The 25,521-nt window shown below is 70.4% G+C and carries 20 protein-coding genes and 2 pseudogenes; 12 read left to right on the top strand and 10 right to left on the bottom strand.

Going from position 1 to position 25,521, the window contains the following annotated elements; all coding sequences use genetic code 11:
* Positions 1 to 28 precede the first annotated feature (28 nt).
* Positions 29 to 646: a hypothetical protein gene (locus tag ACIA5C_RS05955; RefSeq protein WP_396051685.1), complete on the bottom strand. Its 618-nt coding sequence runs from the start codon at positions 644 to 646 to the stop codon at positions 29 to 31.
* Between the two features lie 702 nt (positions 647 to 1,348).
* Positions 1,349 to 1,615: a hypothetical protein gene (locus tag ACIA5C_RS05960; RefSeq protein ID WP_396051688.1), complete on the bottom strand. Its 267-nt coding sequence runs from the start codon at positions 1,613 to 1,615 to the stop codon at positions 1,349 to 1,351.
* Between the two features lie 173 nt (positions 1,616 to 1,788).
* Here ACIA5C_RS05960 and ACIA5C_RS05965 point away from each other — a divergent pair, with 173 nt between their 5' ends.
* The 8 genes from ACIA5C_RS05965 to ACIA5C_RS06000 all read left to right on the top strand — a co-directional run bounded on the left by ACIA5C_RS05965 (position 1,789) and on the right by ACIA5C_RS06000 (position 11,335).
* Positions 1,789 to 2,637 (top strand): NAD-dependent protein deacetylase, encoded by an 849-nt coding sequence (locus tag ACIA5C_RS05965; RefSeq protein WP_396052044.1) that lies wholly within the window; start codon positions 1,789 to 1,791, stop codon positions 2,635 to 2,637.
* Between the two features lie 166 nt (positions 2,638 to 2,803).
* Positions 2,804 to 3,832, top strand: coding sequence for a LacI family DNA-binding transcriptional regulator (locus ACIA5C_RS05970; RefSeq protein WP_396051691.1), 1,029 nt, complete (start codon positions 2,804 to 2,806; stop codon positions 3,830 to 3,832).
* A 127-nt stretch (positions 3,833 to 3,959) separates the two neighbouring features.
* Positions 3,960 to 5,648, top strand: a complete 1,689-nt coding sequence (locus ACIA5C_RS05975) for an ABC transporter substrate-binding protein (protein ID WP_396051692.1) — start codon at positions 3,960 to 3,962, stop codon at positions 5,646 to 5,648.
* 97 nt (positions 5,649 to 5,745) lie between these two features.
* Positions 5,746 to 6,837 (top strand): ABC transporter ATP-binding protein, encoded by a 1,092-nt coding sequence (locus ACIA5C_RS05980; RefSeq protein WP_396051695.1) that lies wholly within the window; start codon positions 5,746 to 5,748, stop codon positions 6,835 to 6,837.
* Complete coding sequence (locus ACIA5C_RS05985) at positions 6,834 to 7,814, top strand: ABC transporter permease (RefSeq protein ID WP_396051696.1); 981 nt, start codon at positions 6,834 to 6,836, stop codon at positions 7,812 to 7,814. The genes ACIA5C_RS05980 and ACIA5C_RS05985 overlap by 4 nt, the downstream gene beginning before the upstream one ends.
* A gap of 3 nt (positions 7,815 to 7,817) precedes the next feature.
* Complete coding sequence (locus ACIA5C_RS05990; protein ID WP_396051698.1) at positions 7,818 to 8,873, top strand: ABC transporter permease; 1,056 nt, start codon at positions 7,818 to 7,820, stop codon at positions 8,871 to 8,873.
* Positions 8,866 to 9,873 carry an ABC transporter ATP-binding protein gene (locus ACIA5C_RS05995; protein WP_396051700.1) on the top strand — a complete coding sequence of 336 codons (1,008 nt, stop codon included), beginning with the start codon at positions 8,866 to 8,868 and terminating at the stop codon, positions 9,871 to 9,873. Before ACIA5C_RS05990 ends, ACIA5C_RS05995 begins: the two co-directional genes overlap by 8 nt.
* 67 nt (positions 9,874 to 9,940) lie before the next feature.
* Positions 9,941 to 11,335, top strand: coding sequence for a GH1 family beta-glucosidase (locus tag ACIA5C_RS06000; protein WP_396051702.1), 1,395 nt, complete (start codon positions 9,941 to 9,943; stop codon positions 11,333 to 11,335).
* Between the two features lie 2 nt (positions 11,336 to 11,337).
* Here the strand turns inward: ACIA5C_RS06000 and ACIA5C_RS06005 are convergent, their stop codons facing one another.
* Positions 11,338 to 12,549, bottom strand: a complete 1,212-nt coding sequence (locus ACIA5C_RS06005; RefSeq protein WP_396051705.1) for an ROK family protein — start codon at positions 12,547 to 12,549, stop codon at positions 11,338 to 11,340.
* A 99-nt stretch (positions 12,550 to 12,648) separates the two neighbouring features.
* On the opposite strand from ACIA5C_RS06005, the gene ACIA5C_RS06010 reads away from it, so the two are divergent.
* Both ACIA5C_RS06010 and ACIA5C_RS06015 read left to right on the top strand, forming a co-directional pair.
* Positions 12,649 to 13,476: a class I SAM-dependent methyltransferase gene (locus ACIA5C_RS06010; RefSeq protein ID WP_396051708.1), complete on the top strand. Its 828-nt coding sequence runs from the start codon at positions 12,649 to 12,651 to the stop codon at positions 13,474 to 13,476.
* A gap of 56 nt (positions 13,477 to 13,532) precedes the next feature.
* The gene (locus tag ACIA5C_RS06015; protein WP_396051711.1) at positions 13,533 to 13,742 is read left to right on the top strand and encodes a hypothetical protein; all 210 of its coding nucleotides are present in this window, start codon (positions 13,533 to 13,535) and stop codon (positions 13,740 to 13,742) included.
* A 122-nt stretch (positions 13,743 to 13,864) separates the two neighbouring features.
* Here the strand turns inward: ACIA5C_RS06015 and ACIA5C_RS06020 are convergent, their stop codons facing one another.
* A complete protein-coding gene (locus ACIA5C_RS06020; protein ID WP_396051714.1) occupies positions 13,865 to 14,731 on the bottom strand; it encodes a PRC and DUF2382 domain-containing protein in 867 nt (288 codons plus the stop codon).
* A gap of 166 nt (positions 14,732 to 14,897) precedes the next feature.
* On the bottom strand, positions 14,898 to 15,773 hold the full coding sequence (locus ACIA5C_RS06025) for an aminoglycoside phosphotransferase family protein (RefSeq protein WP_396051716.1): 876 nt from the start codon (positions 15,771 to 15,773) through the stop codon (positions 14,898 to 14,900).
* Between the two features lie 29 nt (positions 15,774 to 15,802).
* On the opposite strand from ACIA5C_RS06025, the gene ACIA5C_RS06030 reads away from it, so the two are divergent.
* Both ACIA5C_RS06030 and ACIA5C_RS06035 read left to right on the top strand, forming a co-directional pair.
* A complete protein-coding gene (locus tag ACIA5C_RS06030; RefSeq protein ID WP_396051719.1) occupies positions 15,803 to 16,585 on the top strand; it encodes a metallophosphoesterase family protein in 783 nt (260 codons plus the stop codon).
* A 59-nt stretch (positions 16,586 to 16,644) separates the two neighbouring features.
* Entirely contained in the window at positions 16,645 to 17,871 is a 1,227-nt protein-coding gene (locus ACIA5C_RS06035; RefSeq protein ID WP_396051720.1) for an FAD-binding oxidoreductase, read from the top strand.
* Here the strand turns inward: ACIA5C_RS06035 and ACIA5C_RS06040 are convergent.
* The 5 genes and pseudogenes from ACIA5C_RS06040 to ACIA5C_RS06060 all read right to left on the bottom strand — a co-directional run bounded on the left by ACIA5C_RS06040 (position 17,847) and on the right by ACIA5C_RS06060 (position 25,485).
* Positions 17,847 to 18,839, bottom strand: coding sequence for a molybdopterin-dependent oxidoreductase (locus tag ACIA5C_RS06040; protein WP_396051722.1), 993 nt, complete (start codon positions 18,837 to 18,839; stop codon positions 17,847 to 17,849). The genes ACIA5C_RS06035 and ACIA5C_RS06040 overlap by 25 nt on opposite strands.
* Before the next feature lie 763 nt (positions 18,840 to 19,602).
* Positions 19,603 to 22,317, bottom strand: coding sequence for a DNA topoisomerase (ATP-hydrolyzing) (locus ACIA5C_RS06045; protein ID WP_396052045.1), 2,715 nt, complete (start codon positions 22,315 to 22,317; stop codon positions 19,603 to 19,605).
* Positions 22,318 to 22,335: 18 nt separating this feature from the next.
* Positions 22,336 to 23,151: pseudogene (locus tag ACIA5C_RS06050) on the bottom strand (LAGLIDADG family homing endonuclease); the annotation flags it as partial.
* A gap of 6 nt (positions 23,152 to 23,157) precedes the next feature.
* Positions 23,158 to 23,418, bottom strand: a pseudogene (locus ACIA5C_RS06055) (DNA gyrase subunit A); the annotation flags it as partial.
* Between the two features lie 15 nt (positions 23,419 to 23,433).
* Complete coding sequence (locus ACIA5C_RS06060; RefSeq protein ID WP_396051724.1) at positions 23,434 to 25,485, bottom strand: type IIA DNA topoisomerase subunit B; 2,052 nt, start codon at positions 25,483 to 25,485, stop codon at positions 23,434 to 23,436.
* Between the last annotated feature and the right edge of the window lie 36 nt (positions 25,486 to 25,521).

Here is a 25,521-nt window from a genome sequence, read left to right on the forward strand (position 1 = left end):
GGCCCTGCCCGAAATCCACTGTGGAATGTCAGGCGGCCACCGGCAGCTCCCCGGTCGTCCACGGCTCGGCCCACCAGAATTCGCTCGCCACCGGTTGCTCGGCGGTGGTGCGCCCGAACGCGGCCGCCGCCTCGGCCCGCAGCGCGCGCAGGGCCTCGGCCGCGGTCTCGGCCTCCTGCCAGGCGGCCCGCTCCCGCCGCTGCGCCTTCTGGTAGTTGGCGAACGCATTTTCCCGGATCGCGTTGCGCAGCAGGGATTCCTGCACCGCCGGGTGCAGACGCGGGTTCCAGCCGCGATGCGCGTAGACGTCGTTGAGCTGGGCGATCGAGAGCTCCCGCTGCCGGCAGGCGACGGTCGCGGTGTGATGGAGGTAGCGCTCACGGTCGGCGTTGTCGCCCAGCTTGCGGCGCCGGCTCATCAGCGGGAACGCGGTGGCGGCCCAGGTGCGGCGGGCGGCCGCGTCGGCCTCCTGGTAGGCCGCCCAGGCGGCGTCGAGTTCGCGCTCGGCGGCCTCCCAGCCGGCCCGGCCACGGGCCGCGGTGGCCGCCGCACGCTCGGCGGCCACGGCGACCTCACCGGCGAAGCGCAGGTCATCCGCGACCGAGCGGACAGCCAGACCACCATCGACACGGCGGACGCCCCGCACCCGGCCACCGCCGGACCGGCCACCGCCGGACCGCCCAACGCCGGACCGCCCAACGCCGGACCGCCCAACGCCAGACCGCCCGACGCCAGACCGCCCGACGCCAGACCGCCCGACGCCAGACCGCCCGACGCCAGACCGCCCGACGCCAGACCGCCCGACGCCAGGCCCGGCCGCGTCCGACCCGGCGGCGTCTGACCCGGCGGCGTCTGACCCGGCTGCGCCAGACCCGGCTGCGCCAGATCCGGCGACAGCAGACTCGGCGCCAGCAGACCGGCCAGCAGCAAACAGCCGGTCGGCAAGGAACCGGCCAGCAGCAGACCGGGCGGCAGCAGACCGGGCGGCAGCAGACCGGGCGGCAGCAGACCGGGCGGCAGCAGACCGGGCGGCGGTGGGCCCGTCGGCAGTGGGCTGGTCGGCGGTCGGGGCCGCGGTGGCGCGGGGCCTGGCCATCAGTGCGACGGCGAGGGCCACGGCGAGCAGCATCAGGGCCCAGAGGCTGATGGCGATCGGGATGGAGATGAGGAAGCTGTGCATGCTGGTTCCCACGGGACGACACCTCACTGACAGACGCGATCTTGGAGGGTGATTGCGCTGGTCGTGCGGCTTACGCACGGCGTGGCGGAGGCTTTTCCCGTACGGGGTGAGCCCTCACCGCCACACGGCGGCTCCTCGCGCGCGAGGCCGCCGGCACCGGGCTGGACGTCAGGCGAGGGGTGGGGCGCGCTCCGCGCGTACGCGAAGGGCGAAGCCCGCGATCAGCAGCAAGGTGGCCGCCGCGCTGATGAGCAGCGGGGTTTCGACCGGCGGAAGAGCCGGAAGCACGGGGGCCGACTGGGCTGCCGGCTGGGCTGCCGGCTGAGCCGCTGTGTGGGCGGGCGCCGCCGGAGAGGTCGCCACGGCGGCCGCGGGCGCCGCCGGGAGGGCGGGCGCGGGCGGCGTGACGTGGACCGTGAAAGCGAGCGTAAGCATCGCCAAACCGGTCAGGAAGCGCAGAAGACGCCGGCCGTCCCAAAACCGGGGAAGCACACGCGTCACTGCCGTCACATGGACCAACCTACCGTTTCGGGCGGAAACCCGCACGTCCGCCGCGGGATTACGACCCCCTCGTTCGGGCGAGGGACGATGGAAGCGTGGACCTTCAGATGGTGGGGCAGGTGGCCGAGCTCGGCGGGTGGATCGCCGAGGGCGGCGTGGTGGTGCTGAGCGGCGCGGGGTTGTCCACGGATTCCGGCATTCCCGACTATCGCGGGCCGTCGGGTTCGGCGCGGCGCGGCACTCCGATGACCTACCAGACGTTCACCGGCGACGACGTGGCCCGGCAGCGCTACTGGGCGCGCAGCCACCTCGGCTGGCGCAACATCGGCGACGCCCGGCCCAACGACGGTCATCGCGCGGTCGCCGATCTGCAGCGGCTCGGCCTGGTCGACGGCATCATCACGCAGAACGTCGACGGCCTGCACCAGGCGGCGGGCGCGCACGGCGTGGTCGAGCTGCACGGCAACCTGGCCCGCATCGCCTGCCTGCACTGCGGTGAGCTGACCGGGCGCACCGAGATGGCGGCCCGGCTGGACGCCGCCAACCCGGCCTTCGCGGGCGTCGCGACCGCCATCAACCCGGACGGCGACGCCGAGCTCGACGACGCCGGGCTGGACGGCTTCCGGGTGGTCGACTGCCTGGGGTGCGGCGGTCTCCTCAAGCCGGACGTCGTCTACTTCGGAGAGACGGTTCCGATCGACCGGGTCGAGCGCAGTTTCGCCCTGGTCGGGAGCGCGCGCACGTTGCTGGTGCTGGGTTCCTCGCTGACCGTCATGTCGGGGCGGCGGTTCGTGCTGCGGGCCGCCAAGCTCGGCATCCGGGTCGCGATCGTCAATCGTGGAGTGACACGCGGCGAGCCGTACGCGGGGATCGTCGTCGATGCCCCATTGGGCATTGTGCTGCCTCATCTGGCCCGCGAGGCGACTTCGGGTTCACCCGAGAAAATCCGTATTTAAGAGGCGGCCCGGCCGCGCGGTTACCGTCCTGAAACCTAAATGAAGACTCCTACACATTGACGTGACCCGCTTCACTGTCGTTAACTGCCGGAACCGCTTCCGAAACCGGTTCCGAAATCCCGGCGAAACGAGTCGGTGACACCAGGCAGGCAACCCAGGAGGACACGTGCCAATCACCATCGCCGATGTGGCGGCCCGGGCCAAGGTCAGCAAGACGACCGTGTCCCGCGTCCTCAACGGCAAGGGTGAGCTGGACCAATCCACCGCGGCCCGGGTGCGGGCGGTCATCGATGAACTCGGCTACGTGCCCAGTTCCCGGGCCGTCGGCCTCGCCCGCGGGCGCACCCGGGTGGTCGGCATGCTGGTGCCCTCGCTCACCTGGCCGTGGATGGCCGAACTGTTGCAGGGCGCGGTCGACGTCCTCGAAACCGAGCGCTACGGCCTCCTCCTGTTCACCTGCAACCGGGGTGAGGAGTCGATGCGCCAGTTCGGCGCCCAGGTCTCGGCCAAGTCGTTCGACGGCCTGCTGGTGATCGAGCCGGAGGGCACCCTCGACTACATCACCACCCTGCACGCCCGCGGGCTGCCGGTGGTGCTCATCGACGACCGCGACCAGATCTCGGATCAGATCCAGATCCCGAGCGTCGGCACCACCAACCACACCGGAGCCGGCGCCGCGGCCACCCACCTGCTCGAGATCGGCCGCACCAGGCCGCTCGTGATCGCCGGGCCGGAGCGCTTCGGCTGCACCGTCCAGCGGCTGGACGGTTTCGCGGCCGCGTTCGCCGCCGCCGGCCACCCGATCCCGTCCGAGCGCCTGTGCACCGGTGACTTCACCGTCGAGTGCGGCGTGGCCGGCGTACAGGAAGCGCTGGACGCCGGGATCGAGTTCGACGCGGTCTTCGCCCACAACGACCTCTCCGCGATCGGCGCCATGCAGGGCCTGCTCGACCGGGGCAAGCGCATCCCGCAGGACGTCGCGGTCGTCGGCTTCGACGACATACCCACGGCGGCACACACCCAGCCGTCACTGTCGACTGTCCACCAACCGGCAAGAGAGATGGGTGAGGCGGCGGCCCGCACCCTGCTCGCACATTTCGAGGGCACACCCCTGCCCAACCGCCCGACCGTCATTCCGGCGAGCTTCGTCGTCCGGGGATCCACGGTCGCGGGTCCGCACAGCACCACCTCCTGAATCCGACCGACACCCACGCAACACGGCGAAATCCCGGAACCGGCCACCCCGCCGGCGCCGCGATGACGCACGCCCTTCTCGGGCACCCCTCTCACCCGATTCCGCTACATTCGAGGAGAAAATTCCGATGCAACGCAGGAAACTGTTCGCGGTCGCCGCCGCGGGCATGCTCGTCGCGGGCGGCCTGGCCGCGTGCGGCGACTCCCCTAACGCACAGAACGCCAAGTCGAGCTCCGGCGGCCGGGATTACCTCACCATCGGCATGCCGAACGGCAACCAGACGGAGAACAACAACCCGTTCGCCACCACCTCCTCAGCCGGCGCGATGGCGTACCAGTGGCTGATCTACGAGCCGCTGCAGCAGTTCAACCCGGTCAAGCCGGCCGACCCGATGACGCCGTGGCTGGCCACCTCGGTGAAGTGGGCGTCCGACTACAAGTCGGTCGACATCACGGTGCGCGACAACGCGAAGTGGCAGGACGGCCAGGCGCTGACCGGCGACGACGTGGCATACACATTCAACCTGCTCAAGAGCAAGCCCGACCTGAACCAGAACGTGATCCCGTTCGACCAGGTCACGGCGACCGGCAACAACGTGCACGCGACCTTCACGTCGTCGCAGTTCGTCAACCAGAACAAGATCATCGCGCAGATCCCGATTGTGCCCAAGCACATCTGGTCGACCATCGCCGACCCGGTCAAGGACACCAACGCCAAGCCGGTCGGCAGCGGCCCGTACGTCCTGAAGTCGTTCACCCAGGCCGGTGCCACGCTCGACCTGCGTACCGACGGCGGCTACTGGCAGAACCTGCCCAAGGTCAAGGAGGTCCGGGCGGTCTCCTACTCCGGTAACGACACCCAGGGCACCGCGCTGGCCAACGACGAGTCGGAGTGGAGCTTCGTCTTCATCCCGAACGTGCAGCAGGTCTTCGAGGCCAAGGACCCGGCCCACCACAAGGTCTGGGCCCCCGGCGTCCTCGGCATCCACGGCCTCTGGCTCAACACCACCAAGAAGCCGTTCGACGACCCGAAGCTGCGCCAGGCCATGAACATGGTCATCAACCGGGCGGACATCTTCAACCAGGCCGAGTCCGGCTACTTCCACCCGCAGATCGACAGCGTGACCGGCCTGCCGAACGGCGCCGGCGACGCGTACATCGCGCCTGAGTACAAGGGTAAGAAGCTGACCGTCGACGTGGCGGGCGCCAAGACCCTGCTGCAGGGCGCCGGCTACAAGCTCAACGGCAACAAGCTGACCGACCCGTCGGGCAAGCCGGTCACGATCAAGCTGACCGACCCGGCCCCGTGGTCCGACTACCAGACCACGCTCGAGCTGATCAAGGACAACCTGTCGCAGATCGGCATCGCGGCCACCGTCGAGAAGCCCAACCAGGACGCGTGGGACGCCGACACCCAGAAGGGTGACTTCGACGCGATGATGCACTGGACGAACAGCGGCGCGACGCCGTACGACATCTACCAGACCATCATGGACGGTGCCCTGCTCAAGCCGGTCGGCACCGCGTCGAAGAACGGCAACTACGGCCGCTTCAACAGCCCCGAGGCGACCGCCGCGCTCAAGGCGTACCAGAACGCGGCCAGCGACGCCGACCGCACCACGGCGCTGAACACCCTCGAGAAGATCTTCGTCGAGCAGGTCCCGATCCTCCCGGTCGGCTCCGACAACGTCGGCATGGCCTTCAACGACAAGTACTGGACCGGATGGCCGTCGGACTCCGACCCGTACTCGGGTGGCCAGCCGACCCAGCCGTACGAGCTGCAGATCGTTCTCAAGCTCCAGCCCGCCAAGTCCTGACCGCCTGACCGGGCCGGTCCCCGCGCGGCGTGCCGTGCGGGGACCGGTCAACAGCGGTATCCGGATGCCCCTCGTTTTCCACAAAGGAACACCGATCATGACGTCGACCCAGGACGCGAAGGCACCGGCCGGCGAGGTTGTGCTCGAGGCGATCGGCCTGACCAAGCACTTCCCCGTCCGCCGGACGCTGCGCGGACTCTTCTCCCAACAGCAGAACGCGGTGCACGCCGTCGATGATGTGCACCTGACCCTGCGGCGCGGCCAGGTGGTCGCCCTGGTCGGCGAGTCCGGCTCGGGCAAGTCCACCATGGCCCGGCTGCTCGCCCAGCTTTATCCCCGCACGGGCGGCGACATCCGCCTGCACGGGAAGACCACCCACGTCCGGCCGGGGCGTCAGTTTCGCACGTACGCGGCCCGGGTGCAGATGATTTTCCAGGATCCGTTCGCGTCCCTGAACCCGGTGCACACCATCCGGTACCACCTCACCCGCGCGCTGAAGATCCACCACCACGCGGGCAGCACCGCCGAGGACCTCGAGAGCGCGCTGCACGACCTGCTCGGCCGGGTCAGTCTCACGCCGCCCGAACGCTACCTGGACAAGTTCCCGCACGAGCTCTCCGGCGGTCAGCGGCAGCGCGTCGCGATTGCCCGGTCGCTGGCCGCGGAACCCGAGGCCCTGCTGGCCGACGAGCCGGTGTCCATGCTGGACGTCTCGATCCGGCTCGGCGTGCTCAACCTGCTGCGCGACCTCAAGGAGCGCCTCAACCTGGCAATCCTGTACATCACCCACGACATCGCGTCGGCCCGCTACTTCGCCGACGAGACGATGGTGATGTACGCCGGCCGCATGGTCGAGGGCGGCGACAGCGAGACCGTCACGCAGTCGCCCGCACACCCGTACACCCGGCTGCTGATCGACTCGGCGCCCGACCCGGACCGCCTGACCGGCGTGGGCGGCTCGGTCGAGGACCAGGGCACCGGCGAGCCGCCGAGCCTGATCCACCCGCCGGCCGGCTGCCGGTTCCATCCGCGCTGCCCGATGGCGATGGCGCGCTGCACCACCGATCTGCCGGAGAAGATCGAGATCGGCGACGCACCCGGCCACTGGGCCGCGTGCTGGCTCTTCGACGAGGCCACCGTCGCCGCCGAAACCCCCGGTTCGGCCGCGGTCAAGGGGGCGTCGGTATGAAGTACTTCCTCCAGCGCATCGCGTTCTACCTGTTCACGCTGTGGGCCGCGATCACCCTGAACTTCTTCATTCCGCGCCTGGCGCCCGGCGATCCGGTGGACGCCCTGATCGCCAAGCGGCAGGGGCAGATCAGCACCCAGGCAATCCAGTCGTTGTACGCCCTGTTCGGCCTCGACAAGCACGAGAGCCTGTGGACCCAGTACATCCACTACTGGCAGCAGCTGTTCCACGGCGACCTCGGGCTGTCGTTCACCTTCTTCCCGGCACCGGTCTCGCAGATCATCGGCCAGGCGCTGCCCTGGACGGTGATGCTGGTCGGCATCACCACGGTGATCAGCTTCCTGCTCGGCACCGGGCTGGGCGTGCTGGTCGGCTGGCGGCGCGGCTCGTGGGCCGACGGCCTGCTGCCGGTCACCACGTTCTTCTCGTCGGTGCCCTACTTCTGGCTCGGGATCATCGCGATCTACCTGCTGGCCGGTCCGGGCAGCTTCTTCCCCTCGTCCGGCGGCTTCGACTCCAACCTGGTGCCCGCCTGGGACGGCTACTTCATCCCGAGCGCGATCCGGCACAGCCTGCTGCCCGCGCTCACCATCCTGATCTCCTCGGTCAGCGGCTGGATCCTCAGCATGCGCAACATGATGATCACGGTCTCCTCGGAGGACTACATCACCGTCGCGCACGCCAAGGGCCTGTCCGGCCGGCGGGTGGCGATGAGCTACGCGGCGCGCAACGCGCTGCTGCCCAGCGTCTCCGGCTTCGCGCTGTCGCTCGGCTTCATCGTCGGCGGCACCCTGCTGGTGGAGATCGTCTTCTCGTACCCCGGTCTCGGGTTCACCCTGCTGGAAGGCCTGCAGTCCAAGGACTATCCGCTGATGCAGGGCATCTTCCTGGTGATCACGCTGGCCGTGCTGGTGGCCAACCTGCTGGCCGACATCGCGTACCTGCTCCTCGACCCGCGTACCCGTAAGGAGGGCTGAGCGATGACGATTCCCACCTCGAGCATCGAGCAGGTCATCCCCAGCCAGGGCTCGATGGCCCAGCCGGAGGCGGCCAAACCGGCCAAGCGGCGCCGGTTCAGCTTCCTGCGCAACCCGAAGGCCGCGACCGGCCTGGTCCTGCTCGGCATCTACGTGCTGTTCTCGATCATCGGGCCGTGGGTGGCGCCGTACGACCCGGACGCGCGCGGCAACGAGCTGGTGAAGGGCCCGTCCGCGCACCATCTGCTCGGCACCACCCACCTCGGCCAGGACGTCTTCAGCCAGCTGCTGGTCGGCACCCGCAGCGTCGTCTACGTCGGCTTCCTGGCCGGCATCGTGGCGACCGTGCTGTCGGTGCTGATCGGCGTGACCTCCGGCTACATCGGCGGCAAGACCGACGACGGCCTGTCCGCGCTGAGCAACGTCTTCCTGGTCATCCCGGCCATCCCGCTGATGATCATCATCACCTCGATCCTCAGCAACGTCAGCGACACCCTGATCGCGTTGATCATCGGCCTCACCTCGTGGTCGTGGAACGCCCGGGTGCTGCGGGCGCAGACGCTCTCGCTGCGCCGGCGCGACTACGTCGAGGCGGCCCGGGCGACCGGCGAGAAGACCTGGCGCATCATCATCTTCGAGCTGCTGCCCAACCTGACCGCAGTGATCGCGGCCGGCTTCGTCGGCACGGTGCTGTTCGCCGTCCTCTCCGAGATCACGCTCGCCTTCATCGGCGTCGTCAACAACGGCTGGAACTGGGGCACCATCCTCTTCTGGGCCCAGGGCCAGCAGGCTCTCGGCCAGAAGGCGTGGTGGTGGTTCGTCCCCGCCGGCCTGGCGATCGCGTTCCTCGGCACCTCGCTGTCGCTGATCAACTTCGGCATCGACGAGTTCGTCAGCCCCCGCCTGCGCAGCGCCGGCAAGACCAAGGTCAAGACGGTCTCGGGCCGGACGGTGCGGATGCGGATCGGCTTCACGCCGGTGCTGTCGTCCACCCCGACACCCAAGATCAACCCGGACGGCGCCACGCCGGTGGCACGGGAGGTCCCCAACAATGCCTGAACCCGTACTCGAGATCCGCAAGCTCAACGTCGACTACGGTCTCGGCGACCGGGCCGTCCGCGCGGTCCGCGACGTCAGCCTGACCCTGCACCGCGGCGAGGTGCTCGGCCTGGCCGGCGAGAGCGGCTCGGGCAAGTCGACCCTCGCCTACGGCCTGACCCGGCTGCTCGCTCCTCCGGGTGTGATCACCGGTGGCGAGGTCATCTACCACCCCGACAAGGGCTCGCCCTACGACGTGCTCGGGCTCTCCGACCGGGCACTGCGGCAGTTCCGGTGGGCCGAGACGGCGATCGTGTTCCAGGGCGCGATGAACTCGCTCAACCCGGTCCACAAGATCTCCACCCAGCTGACCGACGTGCTGAAGGCCCACGAGCCGGAGATGAGTGCGCACAGCCGCGACGCCCGGGCCCGCGAGATGCTGAAGCTGGTCGGCATCTCGGCCGACCGGATGGACGCCTACCCGCACCAGTTGTCGGGCGGCATGCGGCAGCGCGTCATGATCGGCATGGCGCTGATCCTGCAGCCCCAGGTGGTCATCATGGACGAGCCGACGACCGCGCTCGACGTGGTGATGCAGCGGCAGATCCTGGGCCAGCTGATCGAACTGCGGGAACGGCTCGGCTTCTCGGTCGTCTTCATCACCCACGACCTGTCGCTGCTGGTCGAGTTCTCCAACCGGATCGCGATCATGTACGGCGGCCGGATCGTCGAGGAGGCCCCGGCGTCCACTCTCTACCGGGATGCGCTGCACCCGTACTCGAAGGGTCTGCTCAACTCGTTCCCGGCGCTGCGCGGCCATCGCCGCGAGCTGGCCGGCATCCCGGGCTCCCCGCCCGACCTCGCCGGCATGCCGAGCGGCTGCTCGTTCCACCCCCGCTGCCCGAAGGCCTTCGAGCCGTGCGACGACCGGATCCCGGTGCTCGGCCGCCCGGACACCCCGGACGGCGCGACCCGGTCGGTGGCCTGCTGGCTGCACCCGGCGCAGCAGCCCGTCGGTTGACGTCCCCCGGGGCCGGCTCCCTCAAGAAGGGCCGGCCCCGCCCCCAATCCCCGCTCACTGGAGAGTCATGAACCCCACCGCCCGCTTTGCCCCATCTGTCGCCGAGGTCGACTTCCCTCCGGCCTTCACCTGGGGCGTCGCGACGTCCTCCTACCAGATCGAAGGCGCGGTCGCCGAGGACGGGCGCACGCCGTCCATCTGGGACACCTTCTGCCGGGTGCCCGGAGCCGTCGCGAACGGCGACCACGGCGACGTCGCCTGCGACCACTACCACCGGATGCCGCAGGACGTGGCGCTGATCAAGAGTCTGGGCGTGGACGCGTACCGGTTCTCGGTGGCCTGGCCCCGGGTGCAGCCCGGCGGCCGCGGCCCGGCCAACCCGGCCGGCCTGGCCTTCTACGACCGGCTGGTCGACGAACTACTGGCCGCCGACGTCGACCCGTGGGTCACGCTGTACCACTGGGACCTGCCGCAGGAACTGGAGGACGCGGGCGGCTGGCCGGCCCGCGACACGGCGTACCGGTTCGCCGACTACGCGATGCTGGTCTTCGACAAGCTGCAGGACCGGGTCGACACGTTCAGCACGCTCAACGAGCCGTGGTGCTCGGCGTGGCTCGGCTACCAGGTCGGCGTGCACGCACCCGGGCGGCGCGACCACGACGCGGCGATCAACGCCGTGCACCACCTGCTGCTCGGGCACGGCCTGGCCACGCAGGCGATGCGGGCGGCGGAGACGCGCCCGCACACGTACGGGATCACGCTGAACATGGGCACCGCCGACCCCGCCTCGGACAGCGCGGCCGACCGGGACGCCGCCCGCCGGGCCGACGGCATGGGCACCCGCATCTACCTCGACCCGCTGCGCTACGGCCGCTACCCGGCCGACATCGTGGCCGACCTGGCCGAGCGCGGATCGGCGTTCCCGGTCCAGGAGGGCGACCTCGACATCATCTCGACGCCCTTCGAGTGGCTGGGCGTAAACTTCTACTTCGGGCAGAACTTCGCCGGCACCGACGAGCAGGGACGCACCCACGACGACAACGGCGAGCCGGTGGTGCGCTCGGTCCTGCCGGACACCCCGCGCACGGCGATGGACTGGCCGATCACCCCGGAACGGTTCACCCAGCTGCTGGTCCGGCTGCACCGCGACTACCCCGGCCTGCCGCTGGTGATCACCGAGAACGGTGCCGCGTTCGCCGACGAGGTGGCGGCCGACGGCACCGTACGCGACGACGACCGCACCGAATATCTCGCCACCCACCTGGCGGCGGTCGCCGACGCGCGGGCGCAGGGCGCGGACGTGCGGGGCTACTTCGCGTGGTCGCTGCTCGACAACTTCGAGTGGGCGTACGGCTATGCCAAGCGCTTCGGGATCGTGCACGTCGACTACGACACGCAGACGCGGACGCCGAAGCAGAGCGCCCTCTGGCTGCGCGACACGATCGCCCGCATCCGGGCCTAGTCTTATCGCCTTGCCGCGGGCGGCTTGCGGATCAGCAGGATCTCTTCCTCCTGCGGGGCCGGCAGGCCGCCCTCGGCGAGCAGCCGGGCGATCGGCAGGGTCGCGGCGCCCATCGCCACGGCCTCCGGGCCGAGCAGGCACGCTTCGATGGTGGTCTGGGCGTACGGGCGGCGCAGCGCGTGCGCGGCCGCCGCGGCCCGGATCTCGGGCAGGAACCGCTCGGCCAGGGGCAGCCCGGCCCCGCCGCCGATCGCGATGCGCTCGGGGCTGAACAGGTTGATCAGGTCGGCGATGCCGGCGCCCAGGTAGCCGCAGGTCTGCGCGAAGACCTCGGCCACTTTCTCGCTGTGAGGCTTGTCCGCGAGCGCCGTCTGGAGGTCATATTCCTCCCCGGCGACGCCGGCCAGTCGCCTGTTGATCGAGTCGGCGCCGACGTACGCCTCGAGACAACCCCGCGCCCCGCACCGGCACAGATCGCCGTCGTAGACGAGCGTGGTGTGGCCCCACTCGCCGGCGTTGCTGTTCGCCCCGCGATAGCTGTGACCGTCCATGACGACGGCCGCGCCCACGCCCGTACCGATGAGAATGATGACCGCATGGCGCGCGCCGCGCCCGGCGCCGAACCACATCTCCGCCTGGCCGACGGTCTTGGCACCGTTCTCGACGAAGACCGGCACCGAGGTGCCACCGGCCAGCACGTCGCCGAGCGGAACCGCGTCCCAGCCGGTGACCTGCGAATAGACCACGCCCTGATCGACCACGCCGGGCACGCCGACGCCGTAGCCGAGGACGTTCTCGGGCGCGACCCCGGCCTCCTCGATCACCGCCGAGAGGCCGGTCAGCAGCTGGCGGGCGACCTGGTCGGGATCGTCGTCGTGCTGGTATTTGGCGGCGGCCAGGCGGTTCATGGCCAGGTCGTAGAGCTCGACCACGATGCGGGTCTCGCCGACGTCGGCGCCCACCACGTACCGGAAATCGGGCCGCACCTGCAGGAGCACCCGCGGGCGCCCGCCGTCGGAACCGACCAGGCCCGCCTCCTCGACCAGCCCCTCGTCGATCATCTCGCCGATCAGGTTGCTGACGCTGGCCTGGCTGAGCGCGGTGGTGGCGCCGAGTTGCTGACGGCTCTGGCGGCCGCCGTGGAAGAGGTCGGTGAGCAGGCTGGACCGGTTGGCCCGGCGCACGTCCCGCACCGTTGTCCGCCTGGTCTCCAAGCCACTGCACCCCGTCTCCGCTCGACTGCTGTCCCATCTAACGCCATCGGTCGGAAAATCCGTAGGCGGGCGCGTACGCGCGGGCGATATCGTGCCCGCGTGACCGACTATCTGGACGTCAACCGCACCAACTGGGACGAGCGGGCGGCCGTGCATGCGGTCTCCCCGGAGTACGGGCTGTCGCGCTTCGCCGGCGACCCGGCGTTCCTGAGCGATACGGTGCGCTTCGACCGGCCGCGCCTCGGGTCGCTCGACGGGCAGCGGGTGGTCCACCTGCAGTGCCATCTCGGTCACGACACGCTGTCGCTGGCCCGGCTGGGTGCGTCGGCCGTCGTCGGCCTCGATTTTTCGGCACCGGTCCTCGACCAGGCGCGGCGGTTCGTCGCCTCCGCCTCATCCGGGGAGAAGGTCCGATTTGTCGAGTCAGATGTCTATCGCGCCCGGGAGGTGCTCGACGGCGACTTCGACGTGGTCTACACCGGCGTCGGCGCCCTCAACTGGCTCCCCGACATCAAACGCTGGGCGCGGACCGTCCGCTCACTGCTCCGGCCGGGCGGCCGCCTGCACCTCCGCGAGGGCCACCCGGTGCTGTGGTCCCTCGACTACGACCGCGAGGACGACCTGCTCGCGCTGGACACGGCCTACTTCGAGCAGAAGGATGCGCTCGTCATCGACGAGCCCTACACCTATGTGACCACCGACCACCAGTTCCAGGCGACTGTCACCCACGAGTGGAACCACGGCATCGGCGAGATCGTCACCGCGCTCCTCGAGGCCGGCCTGACCGTCACCACGCTGATCGAGCACCGGTCCGTCCCGTGGAACGCCCTCCCCGGCCACATGCGCGAACTCGAGGGCGGCGAGTGGCAACTCGTCGACCGCCCCGAACGCCTGCCCCACAGCTACACCTTGCAGGCCGTCGTTTAGAGATCGACGCCATCGGGGTATTCGCGGGCACATTCCTCACGACCTAGGAGAACCCGATGCGCGGCACTTCGATCGGCGGCCTGATCATTCTCCTGTGGCTGATCATCGGCGGCGTAGCCGCCTATGAACGCGGCTACTTCAAGGACAACGGCGACGCCAGCTGCGCCAAGGCCGGCACGGTCGTGGTCACGGTCATCGCCGGCCCGCTCAACTGGCTCGGCGTCAACCCCAAGATCAAGTGCGCGGTCCCCGCGCCGAGCAAATAACACACTCGTTTCTCGTACGCTCGTGACCGGCCCCGCGGACCGGCCGGCAACGCGGCGCGGGCGAAGGGTGCCGTGCCTCATTCCGGGAGGCACGGCATCCTTCTCGTACCCCTGACCTTCGCTCAGTCCAGCGCGCGACGGCCGTCCTCGTCCGGCAGGTCGGCCTCGACCCGCTCCTTGCGCACCTCGCCACCGACCGTCTGCTGATCGGTCACGGTTTCCTTGCCCAGACGGACCCGCTCGACCGGTACGGCCTCGGTCTCGACCACGGGCCGCTCCGCGTGCAGGGTCACCTCGTGCTCGGACTCGGTGATGGCCGGCCCGTCGTAGGCCGCGCCACGGTTGGCGTCGGTGATCGGCTCGCGCTCGAGGCGGACCTCTTCGCGCTGGACCGGCACGTCGACCTGCTGCTGCTCGGTCACGACGTACTTCCGCAGGCGGGCCCGGCCGACCTGCTCACGCTGCTTGTCGACGTTGAGCCGCTCCTCGGAACGGGTCATTCCGTCGCTCGCGCCGGCCGTGGTGTCCCGGTCGTAGCCGTTCTCCTGCCCGGTGTTGCCGGCGTAACCGGCCTCCGTGCCGGTGGAGCCGGCGTATCCCGCCTCCGTGCCGGTCGCGCCGGCGTATCCGGTGTCACTCGTCGTGCCGGCGTCGTAATCACGGGAGCTGTCCGCGGAGTTCAGGCCGTAGTGCTGGTACAGCCGGTCGACGCCGTCGGTGTCCAGCGGCTCGTCGTCGGAGGCGTCGACGTTCGGCGCGTCCTTGACCTTGGCCTTGTCGTAGGGCACGACCACGTGGTCGTCCCGCAGCTCGGCGTCGTTCAGCGGCACCAGGGACTCGTTCATGCCGAACAGTCCGGTGCGGACACTGGCCCAGCCGGGGCGGCCGGCGCCGTCGTCCCAGATCTGACCCACGGTCCCGATCTTGTTGCCGTCACGGTCGTGCAGTTCCCGCCCGGACAGCCGGTGGATGTGCTCGGTACCGATCATGAGGGGTGCTCCTTTCGTTCGGTACGCCGCCCACTACCCGCCCCGGTCGCCGCTATGCCGACAAGGACCGTGAGTTCACATGAATGAGCGTCACGGGTTACCGGTGAGCCGGAATGGGTGATCGTCCAAACGGGGAACCACAATTTCTTGGAAACGCCCGGCTCGGTCAGGCGAAGACGCGGGTCAGTCGCTCGCAGCGCACCGGATCCTCGGTCAGCCCGTGCGACAGGCACCAGAGCCAGTAGTCGATCGCCCGGAACACCACCCAGTCCCGCGCCCGGGCCGCGTCCAGCCGGGCCGCGGAGACCGCGATGTCGAAGCCGGCGCGGATGTCCGGCAGCTCGTCGAGCCGGGTCCACAGCATCCGGCCCAGGTCGTAGGCGATATCCCCGCGCAGCAGCACCGGATCGACCGTCAGCCACTCCTCGCGCGTGCCCCGCAGCACCTGACCCGAATGCAGGTCACCGTCGACCGCCAGGTGGCCGTCCGACTCGGCCAGGCGGGCGGCCGCGTCGAGCGCGAGCGACAGGAACGCCTTGTCGAACGGCCGCCCGAGCCGCTCCCAGTCCGACGGCAGGGCGGCCGCCCGCGTCGCGACGATCTCGGCCGTACTCGGCACCGAGGAAGGCGCGGGCACCGCCAGGCGGCGCATCATCGCGCCGAGCACGGCCAACGCCTCCCCGATCGGCAGCGCCCGCAGCGAACCGTCCATCGCGAGGCGTTCCAGCAACATCGCTCCGGCCGCCGGGTCGGCGGCCTCCAGGCGTACGGTGCCCCGGCCGTCCCAGAACCGCAGCGCCGCAACCTGATCGGTGACCTCCTGCCCCGGCGGCGTCAGCCGCAGGGCGAGGCACTGGTCGCCGCGCCGGACCGGAAACACCAGAGCGTTCGAGCCGTGCTGCGGCTCGCCGTCGAGCCGCAGGTCCCAGCGCCGGCAGATCGCCGCCGCGGTGTCCGGGAGTGCGGCCAGCCAATCGGCACCCTCGTGCCACCAGCGCGGCATGTCGAGGAACGCCTGCGGGACGACGATGCGCGGCTCCATGCCCCCAACTCTGGCCTACTGTGCATGGGATGGACACGGTCGCCGTCATCGCCGACGTGCACGGGGTGCTGCCCGTGCTCGAACAAGTTCTCGCCCAGCCCGAGGTCAAGCGGGCCGACCGCATCGTCGTCTGCGGCGACCACGCGTCGGGGCCGCAGCCGGCGCCGGTGCTCGACCTGCTGACCAGCCTCGACAACGTCGTGCTGGTGCGCGGCAACGCCGACCGTGAACTGGTCGCGATCCGCCGGGGCGAGCCGTCGCCCTACGAGATCGACGTCTGGGCGGCCGCCCAGCTGACCGCGGACCATCTGCGGCTGCTCGAGGGCCTGCCGCATCCGGTGTTCCTGGAGGTCGACGGCTTCGGGCCGGTGGTGTTCTGCCACGGCACCCCGCGCGACGACGAGGAGGTGGTCCTGGTCGACACGCGGCTCGCCAAGTGGGCCGAGGTCTTCGCCGACCTGGCCGACGAGGTGCGGACGGTGGTCTGCGGGCACACCCACATGCCGTTCGTGCGGCTCGTCGACCGCCGGACGGTCGTCAACCCGGGCAGCATCGGCATGCCGTACGGCGGCGCGGGCGGCCACTGGGCCCTGCTGCGGGCCGGCGAGGTCTCGCTGCGCCGGGTCGACATCGACGTCGACGCCGCGGTGGCGAGCGTGGTTGCCGGCTCGGCCTACCCGGACGTGCAGGCGTGGGCCGACGAGTACGTGCGGTCGCAGGGCAGCGACGCCGAGGCGCTGGCCGCCTTCGGCCCCCGCGACGGACGGGACGCGGTGGACGACGGCGGAAAGATGTCGGACCCGGCTGCTTGAATGGGGCCCACTCAACCGAGGGTGGGAGGCGCGCTGTGGTTCTGTCACGCTTTGCGGCGGTGCGGCCATTTGCCGTACGCCGGTGTGCCGCAACCGACGACATAGCCGAAGCGCTTTCCGCGGCGCGAGCCGCCGCCCAGCCGGTGGCCGTACGCAGTGGAGGCCACTGCTTCGCCGGACGCTCCACCACCACCGGCGTAGTGATCGACGTGAGCCCGATGTCGGGCGTCGAGGTCGACGGCGACCGGGCGGTGATCGGTGCGGGAACCCGGCTGGCCGAGGTCTACGCCCGGCTGGCGGCGCACGGCCGCACGATCGCGGCCGGGTGCGGCCCGACCGTCGGCATCTCGGGGCTGACGCTCGGCGGCGGGCTCGGCATTCTCGGCCGGCGATACGGGCTGACGTGCGACCAACTGCTGGCCGCGACCATGGTCCGGGCCGACGGCCGCGCCGTCGAGGCCGACGACGACCTGCTGTGGATGCTGCGCGGCGGCGGCGCTCCGGGGGTGGTGACGTCGCTGACCTTCCGGACGGTTCCGGCGCCCGACTCGACGGCGTTCCGGCTGACCTTCCCCGCCACGTCCGCCGCCGACGTCCTCGACGCCTGGCAGGCCTGCCTGCCCGACCTGGACGACGCGGTGGCCCCGAGCCTCGTCACCACCGCCCCGGCCGCCTCCGGCCCGGGCGTCCCCGATCTGATCGTGACCGTCTTCGGTGCCGCACCCGGGGGCGCTGCCGTCGACGACCTGATCCGCCGGCTCGGCGTCCGGCCGGTGTCCGACGATCGGCGCCGCGGCACCCACCTGGCGACCAAGCAGTGGCTCTCCGGGGGCGACGACACCCCCGACCCGCGCTGGGCCTACCTCCACTCCGAATACTTCCGCGAGCCTCTTCCCGCCTGGCCCCTGATCGAACGCCTGCTCGCGGACCGCCTACCGGGTGAGGAACGCGAGCTGGACTTCTCCCCGTGGGGCGGCGGCTACAACCGGATCGCCGCCGACGCCACGGCGTTCCCGCACCGCGATGCCCGGTTCCTCCTCAAGCAGACCGCCACCGTTGCGCCCGCCGACCGGCCCGGGCCCTGGCTCGACGAGTCCTACGCGCTGACCCACCCGTACGGCACGGGCGGCGCCTACCCCAACTTCCCCGACCCGGCCCTGCCGCCCGACGAGCCGTACTACCTGACCAACACCCCGCGCCGGGCCCGCATCCGGGCGCACTACGACCCCGCGGGGCTCGTCGCTCAAGTAACGCCGGCATCTCAGCTCAGCGGGAAGAACGACTGAGCCCAGGGCGGCCGGTCGGACGGCTGGATCGAGGTGACCCACTTGACCCACCAGAAGCCGCGGCGGCCCGGGGCGACGATGCGGGCCGGGAAGCCGTGGCCGTACGACAGCGGGAACCCACCCACGTGGGTGACCAGCCAGACATCGTCGAGGGTGTCGGCGCCGAACCACCGCGCGTACCCGGTCCTCGACCTGACCTCGACGCTCCGACCCGGGGTGACCCCGACGGAGGCGAGCACCGCACTCAGCCGGACGCCGTGCCATTGCTGACGGCTGTACCAGCCGCTGGTGCAATCGAGGACCGCCTCGAACGTCTCGCGCGGCAGGGCAAGGACGGCGTCGAGGTCAAGCTCCGCTTTCCCCACCCCCAGGCGGTACGCGGTGGGATCGACCTCCTGAATGCCATCGTTGAACCACGACGTGACCTCGAGTTCCGCCTTCGGCACCGACCCGGTGAAGCGCCGGTTGGTGGCCGCCCAGGTGTCCCAGGCCGCGGTCGCCACCGCCGCGCCCCCGCCGAGCACGGCCAGCCGGAGAAGGGCCCGGCGGTCGGCGTCCCCGCGGCGAGGCCGGACCGCATGGAACAGGAAGTGGGCGACCAGCACGACCACGGCCCCGACAGCCGAGCCGACGTGGATCTGCATGAGGGTGAGCGGCCCGACGAACTCGGCCCGCCCGGTCGAGTGCAGCAGCCCGCTGCCGACGGCGACCAGCACGAAGAACGCGAGGCCCAGCGACAGCCCCTTGACCGGCCAGGGGCGTCGCTTCTTACCGAGCCCCCGCCGCGCGACGACGAACTTCCACGGGGTGAGCAGCAGAATCGCCAGCGCCGCGGCGGCATAGATCTGGATCAGGTCGAGCGGCCAGCCGACCCCGACAGTGTTAGCCGCGATGCCGGTAAGCACCCCGGCAAGCAGCAGCAGCCCGAGCACCAGGTCAACCCGCCGCCCACCCTGCCGCAACCGCATGGCCGAAACGCTAGCGCGGCGCGCTCAAGTGCCGGGGGCCACCGAGGTCGGCGAGGTCGGCGAGGTCGGCGGCGCGGAACACGGCGCCCTTTCTCCGGGGTCGTCGCGGGCGGCGGCGGATTTCTTCGAGAGTTTCCATGCCGCCTCGGCCGACCGGGTCTGCCGCGCGCTGACGGTCGCTCTCGGCGACTCTCACCCGACGAGCCGATGGTCCGGGCTTTCATCCGGTCGCATCAGGTGGCAACGGTCGACAATCCCGGCGGCTGGGTTCCGGGTCGGGCTCAACTGGGCCACCTCATGGCGGCGCAAGCTGCGACGGGGCGCAGCCTGCCGGGAACCGGGCGCCGCCTGCCGGGAACCGGGCGCCGCCTGCCGGCCGTGCCCCCGCCGAACCCGACGGCACCCAGGCGGTCGCCGCGCTGACCCGGCCAGGTGATTGCCTGCGGCCCGAGTTCGCGGCACCAGATGCGGGATGCGAGCGACCGCGACCCGGATCAGCTGGCCGGCGACGGGCGGCGAGACCTGCTCGGCCAATGTCGAAGATGCGGGCGAGGACGTCCCGACGCCGGACCTGCCCGCCGATACCGATCGGAGCGCGCTGGTCAGCGGCCTCGACTGGCCGGGCGACGAGACCGCCCGCTACGCCTGCGGCGACCCGGCCGGCCCAGCGCGGCTGCTGCCCCGCGTCCGGCTGGAGGAACGGGCGGGCCGCTCGTGGAACAAGCGCGGCCCGCCCGGCGGGAACAGGTGCGGCCTCAAGTGGTCAGCCGCGTTCGATCAGGTGGCCGATGATCTGGGGGGCCATCATGACCGCGGTGCCGGAGCCGTCCCGGCGGGTGTCGGGCTCGGGGAGCTCGACCGGGTCGCCGGTGGTGGTGGCGCCGACCGGGCGGGGTCCGACCCAGGCCAGCGTCAGCTGGGTCTCGCCCTTCAGGAAGCGCTGCACCCGCACGCCGCCGGTGGCGCGGCCCTTCGCCGGGTAGGACGCGAACGGGGTCAGCTTGACCTGGGTGCCGGTCGAGGTGACGACCATGGGCTCGCCGTGGGTGTCGTCGGCCGTGTTGACCACGTTGAACGTGAGGACCTCCGCGTCGGGGGTCAGGTTGATGCCGGCCATGCCGCCGCCCTTCAGGCCCTGCGGACGCACCAGCTTGGCCGGGAAGCGGAGCAGCGACGCGTCGGACGTGACGAAGGCCAGCGCCTCGGTGCCGGCCGCGGTCAGCCACGTCGCCTGGAGGACCTCGTCACCGTCCTTCAGCGTGATGACCTCGAACTCGTCGGAGCGGACCGGCCACTCGGGCGCGCACACCTTGACCACACCGTGGCGGGTGCCCATCGCGAGGCCGGGCGAGTCGCCGGGCGTGAGCGGGGCCAGGCCGACCACCTTCTCCCCCGGTTCGAGCGGCACCAGTTCGGACGCCGACATGCCGCCGCGGACCGACACCGTGCCGATCTGCTCGGGCAGGACGGGCAGGGGCAGCACGTCGGTCTTGAACGCGCGGCCGCGGCTGGTGACGAGCAGGATGCGCCCGCGAGCCGTGGAGTGGATCGTCGCGCGTACGGCGTCGTGCTTGACCCGCCCGGAGCGTCGCCGCGCCTCGGTGGCCTCCTCGCTCTCGGCCGCGGTGCGGGCGATGAGCCCGGTGGCCGAGAGAATGACCTGGCAGGGGTCATCGGCCACCTCGAGCGGGCCGGCCGGCGCGGACGCGGCCAGCACCTCCTTGAGGTCGCCGTCGATCAGCGTGGTGCGCCGCGCGCCGTCGAAATCGGCGGTGACCGACGCCAGCTCGTCCGAGACGACCTGCTCCAGGACGTCTCGGTTGTCGAGGATGCGGCTGAGCGCGGCGATCTCGTCCCGGAGGCGGGACTGCTCCTCCTCCAGCTCGATGCGGTCGAAGCGGGTCAGCCGGCGCAGCGGGGTGTCGAGGATGTAGTTGGCCTGGATCTCGGACAGCGAGAACTCGGCCATCAACGCCGTCCGGGCCGCCGCCGCGTCGTCGCTGCCCCGGATGATCGCGACCACCCGGTCGATGTCGATCAGGGCGATGAGCAGGCCGTCGACCAGGTGCAACCGGTCCTGCCGCTTCGACCGCCGGTATTCGGTACGCCGCGTGACCACGTCGTAGCGGTGCTGGACGAACACCTCGAGCAGCGCCTTGAGCCCGAGCGTCTGCGGCTGCCCGTCGACCAGCACCAGGTTGTTGATGCCGAACGAGGTCTCGAGCGGGGTCAGGCGGTAGAGGTCGGCGAGCAGCGCCTGCGGGTTGACGCCGACCTTGCACTCGATGACCAGGCGGGTGCCGTGCTCGCGGTCGGTCAGGTCCTTGACGTCGGCGATGCCCACGAGGCGGGCCGCCTGCCGCTGGCCACGCTTCGGCCCGGTTGTGATCATCTTACCCTTCACCTCGTCGGTGATGGCCTCGATGATCTTCTCGGTGCCGACGCCGTACGGAAGCTCGGTGACCGTGATCGCCTGGCGTCCCCGGCCGCCCTCCAGCAGGCCGGTCTGCGCGCGGGCCCGCATGCGCACCACGCCCCGGCCGGTCTCGTAGGCCCGCCGCACCTCGTCGAGCCCGAGCAGCTGACCGCCGGTCGGCAGGTCGGGCCCGGGCACGAAGCGCATCAGCTCGTCGAGGTCGGCCTCGGGGTTGGTGATCAGGTGCCGCGCGGCCGCGACCACCTCGCCCAGGTTGTGCGGGATCATGTTGGTCGCCATGCCGACCGCGATGCCCGACGTGCCGTTGACCAGCAGGTTGGGGAACGCCGCCGGCAGCACCTTGGGCTCGAGGTCGGAGCCGTCGTAGGTCGGCTTGAAGTCGACCGTGCCCTCGCCCAGCTCGCCGACCAGCAGCATCGCCTCGTTCGACATGCGGGCTTCGGTGTAACGGCTGGCGGCCGGTCCATCGTCTGGGCTACCAAAATTTCCATGCCCGTCGATGAGTGGAGCGTTCAACGAGAAGTCCTGTGCCAGCCGCACCATGGCGTCGTAAATGGCCACGTCGCCGTGCGGATGGTATTTACCCATGCAGTTGTGCACGACGCTGCCCTCGGCGACGAAGGCATGCTCGTCGGTGCCGACCTGAATGTCGAAGGTGGTGTCGTCCGGAAGCTCCTCCACCGATTCGACCCCGAGGAACGAGAACCCGGAGAGGGCCGCAAGACGAGGGCCGAGCGGCGAACCGATCCGGTCGAGCTTCTCGATCCAGCCCTCACGCTCGGCCATCGTCAGCGGGAAGCCTCGTTCGGCGAGCGACACGCCATGGCGATCCTTGCCGTAGCGAACGTCGACGGCCGACCGGAAGGTCCTTCCATCAGCACCACGGAACCAGCCGCCGCCGAGGTGCGCCTCGCTGAACGCCTCGAAGAGAGCCTTTCCCGGAAGCCGGTCGCTGCCCTGTTTCTTTCCGTACTGGTACTTGATGTCGAGGATGGCGCGCAGACCGTCCTGCTTGAGGCCGATCTTGACGAACGGCAGCATGGCCGAGGCCAGCGCGCGGGCGTCCTCGCCGGAGAACGACAGCCCGAACAACGGCTTGTGACCCGAGGTCCGGCCGCTGGTCCAGTAGTGCCCCGTGATCCCGAGGTCGGCGAGAATCGCGTAGAGCTGGCCGAGCAGCTTCCGGCTGGTGCTGACCAGAACGACTTCGCGGCGCGTCTTCCGGACGTATCCGTCGCCGTCGAAGAAGCCGGCCAGGAAGGGCAGCCACGCCCGGCGGTCGGCCAGCACGTCGGCGGGCACGCTCTTCTGATCACTGAGAGGTGATCCGGCCTCGAGAAGCCCCTCATGCCGCGCGAAGGTCAGAATGTGCTGATCTCGGTGGGTCGGCTTGGCCCGCTCCCGCTTGCCGCGCGAGACGTTCAACCCGGCCTCGATGGCCCACCCGTGCGCGAAGTCCAGCGGCTCGACGTCACACATGTGAATGCGGACTCGTCCATCCGCGGCACGCGCGCGGTCGACGGCGAACCCTTCCGCCACGATCAATCCGCGTACGTAGGCATAGGGATTACCCTCGCCCGGTTCTACGGTGACCGGGCGGCCCGGACTTGCCGTGACGACCAACCGACCCGGCAGGTCCTTGGCGTCGACCCACTCGGTGCGGTAGTCGTCGGTGACGACCCGGAACCTCTGGCCCGGTGTCACGGTCATCGTGTGCCCATTGGTCCAGGTGACCTTGATGAGTGACGAGACGGGGTTCTCATACACGGCCGTCACCGGCACGACGTGGCCGTCCGGATCGTGGACCAGGTCGCCGACGTCGAAGCCCTCGACCGGTCGGAGCCCCTCGGGTGTCGAGACGAGAGTTCCCCGCACGAAGCAGTCGCCGACGACGCGGGCCGACTTGACGTACGGGCGGTCGGGGCGGTGGCCCTGCTCGTACATCGACCAGAGGATGCGCCGGTGGACGGGCTTGAGGCCGTCGCGGGCGTCGGGCAGGGCGCGGGAGTGGATGACCGAGTAGGCGTACTCCAGGTAGGAGTCTTCCACCTCGGTGGACAGCGGGTTGTCGATGACCCGGGCGCCGGCCTGGTCGAAGGCGGACAGGTCGACGCGCTGGGATTCGTTCTTGCGGCGTGCCATGGAAAACAGGACCTCTCAGGCGTCGATCGTCTCTTGGTCGATGCGGCCGGACGACTCGATCAACCAGTTCTTACGCGGTTCGACCCGCTCGCCCATCAGCAGTTCGAGCGTCGCCTCGGCGCGCTCGGCGTCGTCCAGCGTGATGCGCCGGACGGTGCGGGTGGCCGGGTTCATCGTGGTGTCCCACAACTCGTCGGCGTCCATCTCGCCGAGGCCCTTGAACCGGGGCACCGGCCGCTGCACGCTCTTGCCGCCGCGCTCGATGCGCGCGACCGTCGACTCCATCTCCTGCTGGGTGTAGGTGAAGACGGTGTCGCCGTTGCGGCCCTTGGTGACCACTTTGTGCAGGGGCGGCATCGCGGCGAAGAGCCGGCCGTCCTCGATCACCGGGCGCATGTACTTCGCGAACAGGGTGATCAGCAGGGTGCGGATGTGGGAGCCGTCGACGTCGGCGTCCGCCATGATCATGACGCGGCCGTAGCGCATCGACGCCATGTCGAACGTGCGGCCCGAGCCGGCCCCCAGCACCTGCACGATCGCCGAGCACTCGGCGTTGTCGAGCACCTGCTGGAGCGACGCCTTCTGGACGTTGAGGATCTTGCCGCGGATCGGCAGCAGCGCCTGGTATTCCGAGCTGCGGGCCATCCGGGCGGTGCCGAGCGCGCTGTCACCCTCGACGATGTAGAGCTCGCTGCGGGCGATGCCGGTGGCCCGGCAGTCGACCAGTTTGGGCGGCATCGACGCGCCCTCGAGCGCGGTCTTGCGGCGGGCCGCGTCCTTCTGCTGCTTCTGCGTGAGGCGCACGCGGGCGGCGTCGACGATCTTCTGCAGGACGGTGCGCGCCTCGGCCTTGGTCTTGCGGCCGTCCACGAACTCCTTGAGGTGGGCCTCGACCAGGTTCTGCACCACCCGGGTGACGCCGGCCGTGGAGAGTTCGTCCTTGGTCTGCGAGGTGAACTGCGGCTCGGGCACCCGCACGTGGATGACCGCGGTCATGCCCTCGAGGAAGTCGTCGAGGACCGGCACGTCCTCCTTGGGTTTGAGCAGGCCGCGCGTGTTGCGGACGGCGTCGGCCAGGGCGCGTACGAGCGCGCGCTCGAAGCCCTTGCGGTGGGTGCCGCCGTGCACGTTGCGGATCGTGTTGGTGAAGCATTCGACGGTGCGCTCGTAGCCGGTGCCCCAGCGGAACGCGACCTCGATCTCGGCCCGGCGCTCGACGTTGGACTGCATCACGCCGTTGGCGTCGGCGGCGTTCTCCTTGTAGGTGCCCTCGCCGGTGACCAGCAGGATGCCCGAGACCGGCTTGTCACCCGACGGGGTGAGGAACTCGACCATGTCGCTGAGACCGTGCGGGAAGTGGAACGTCTCGGTGACCGGTTCCTCGGCTGTCTCGTCGCGCAGCGTGTAGGCCACGCCCGGCACCAGGAACGCCGTGTTGCGGAGCTTGGCCCGCACGATGTCGACGTCGAGCCGGGCGCCCGTCTCGAAGTAGCGCGCGTCGTACCAGTACCGGATCGAGGTGCCGGTGGACTCGCCGCGCTTCATCTTGCGGACGACCTGAAGGCCGGACTCGGGCGTGAACGAGGCACCGGGCCCGTCGCCGGCGAAGACGCCCGGCACGCCGCGCTGGAAGGAAAGTGAGTGAACCTTGCCGGCGCGGCGGACGGTCACGTCGAACCGCAGCGACAGAGCGTTGACCGCCGAGGCGCCGACACCGTGCAGACCACCCGACGTCTTGTAGCCCGAACCACCGAACTTGCCGCCGGCGTGCAGCCGGGTCAGCACCAGTTCGACGCCGTTGAGCCCGGACTTCGAGTTGACGTCGGTCGGGATGCCCCGGCCGTCGTCGTCGATCTGCACCGACCCGTCCGCATGGAGGATCACCGAGACCGCCGTCGCGTGCCCGCCGACTCCCTCATCGGTCGAGTTGTCGATGATCTCGTTGGCCAGGTGGTTGACGCCTCGGCTGTCGGTCGAACCGATGTACATGCCGGGGCGCTTGCGGACGGCGTCCAGCCCTTCCAGGTGCGTGAGGTCGTCAGCCCCGTACAGGATTTCCGCGGTCACAGGGTTGCACTCCCGAATCAGCCATGGTGGTCAAGA

It is taken from the genome of Actinoplanes sp. NPDC051343, assembly GCF_044455125.1.
Taxonomy (GTDB): domain Bacteria; phylum Actinomycetota; class Actinomycetes; order Mycobacteriales; family Micromonosporaceae; genus Actinoplanes.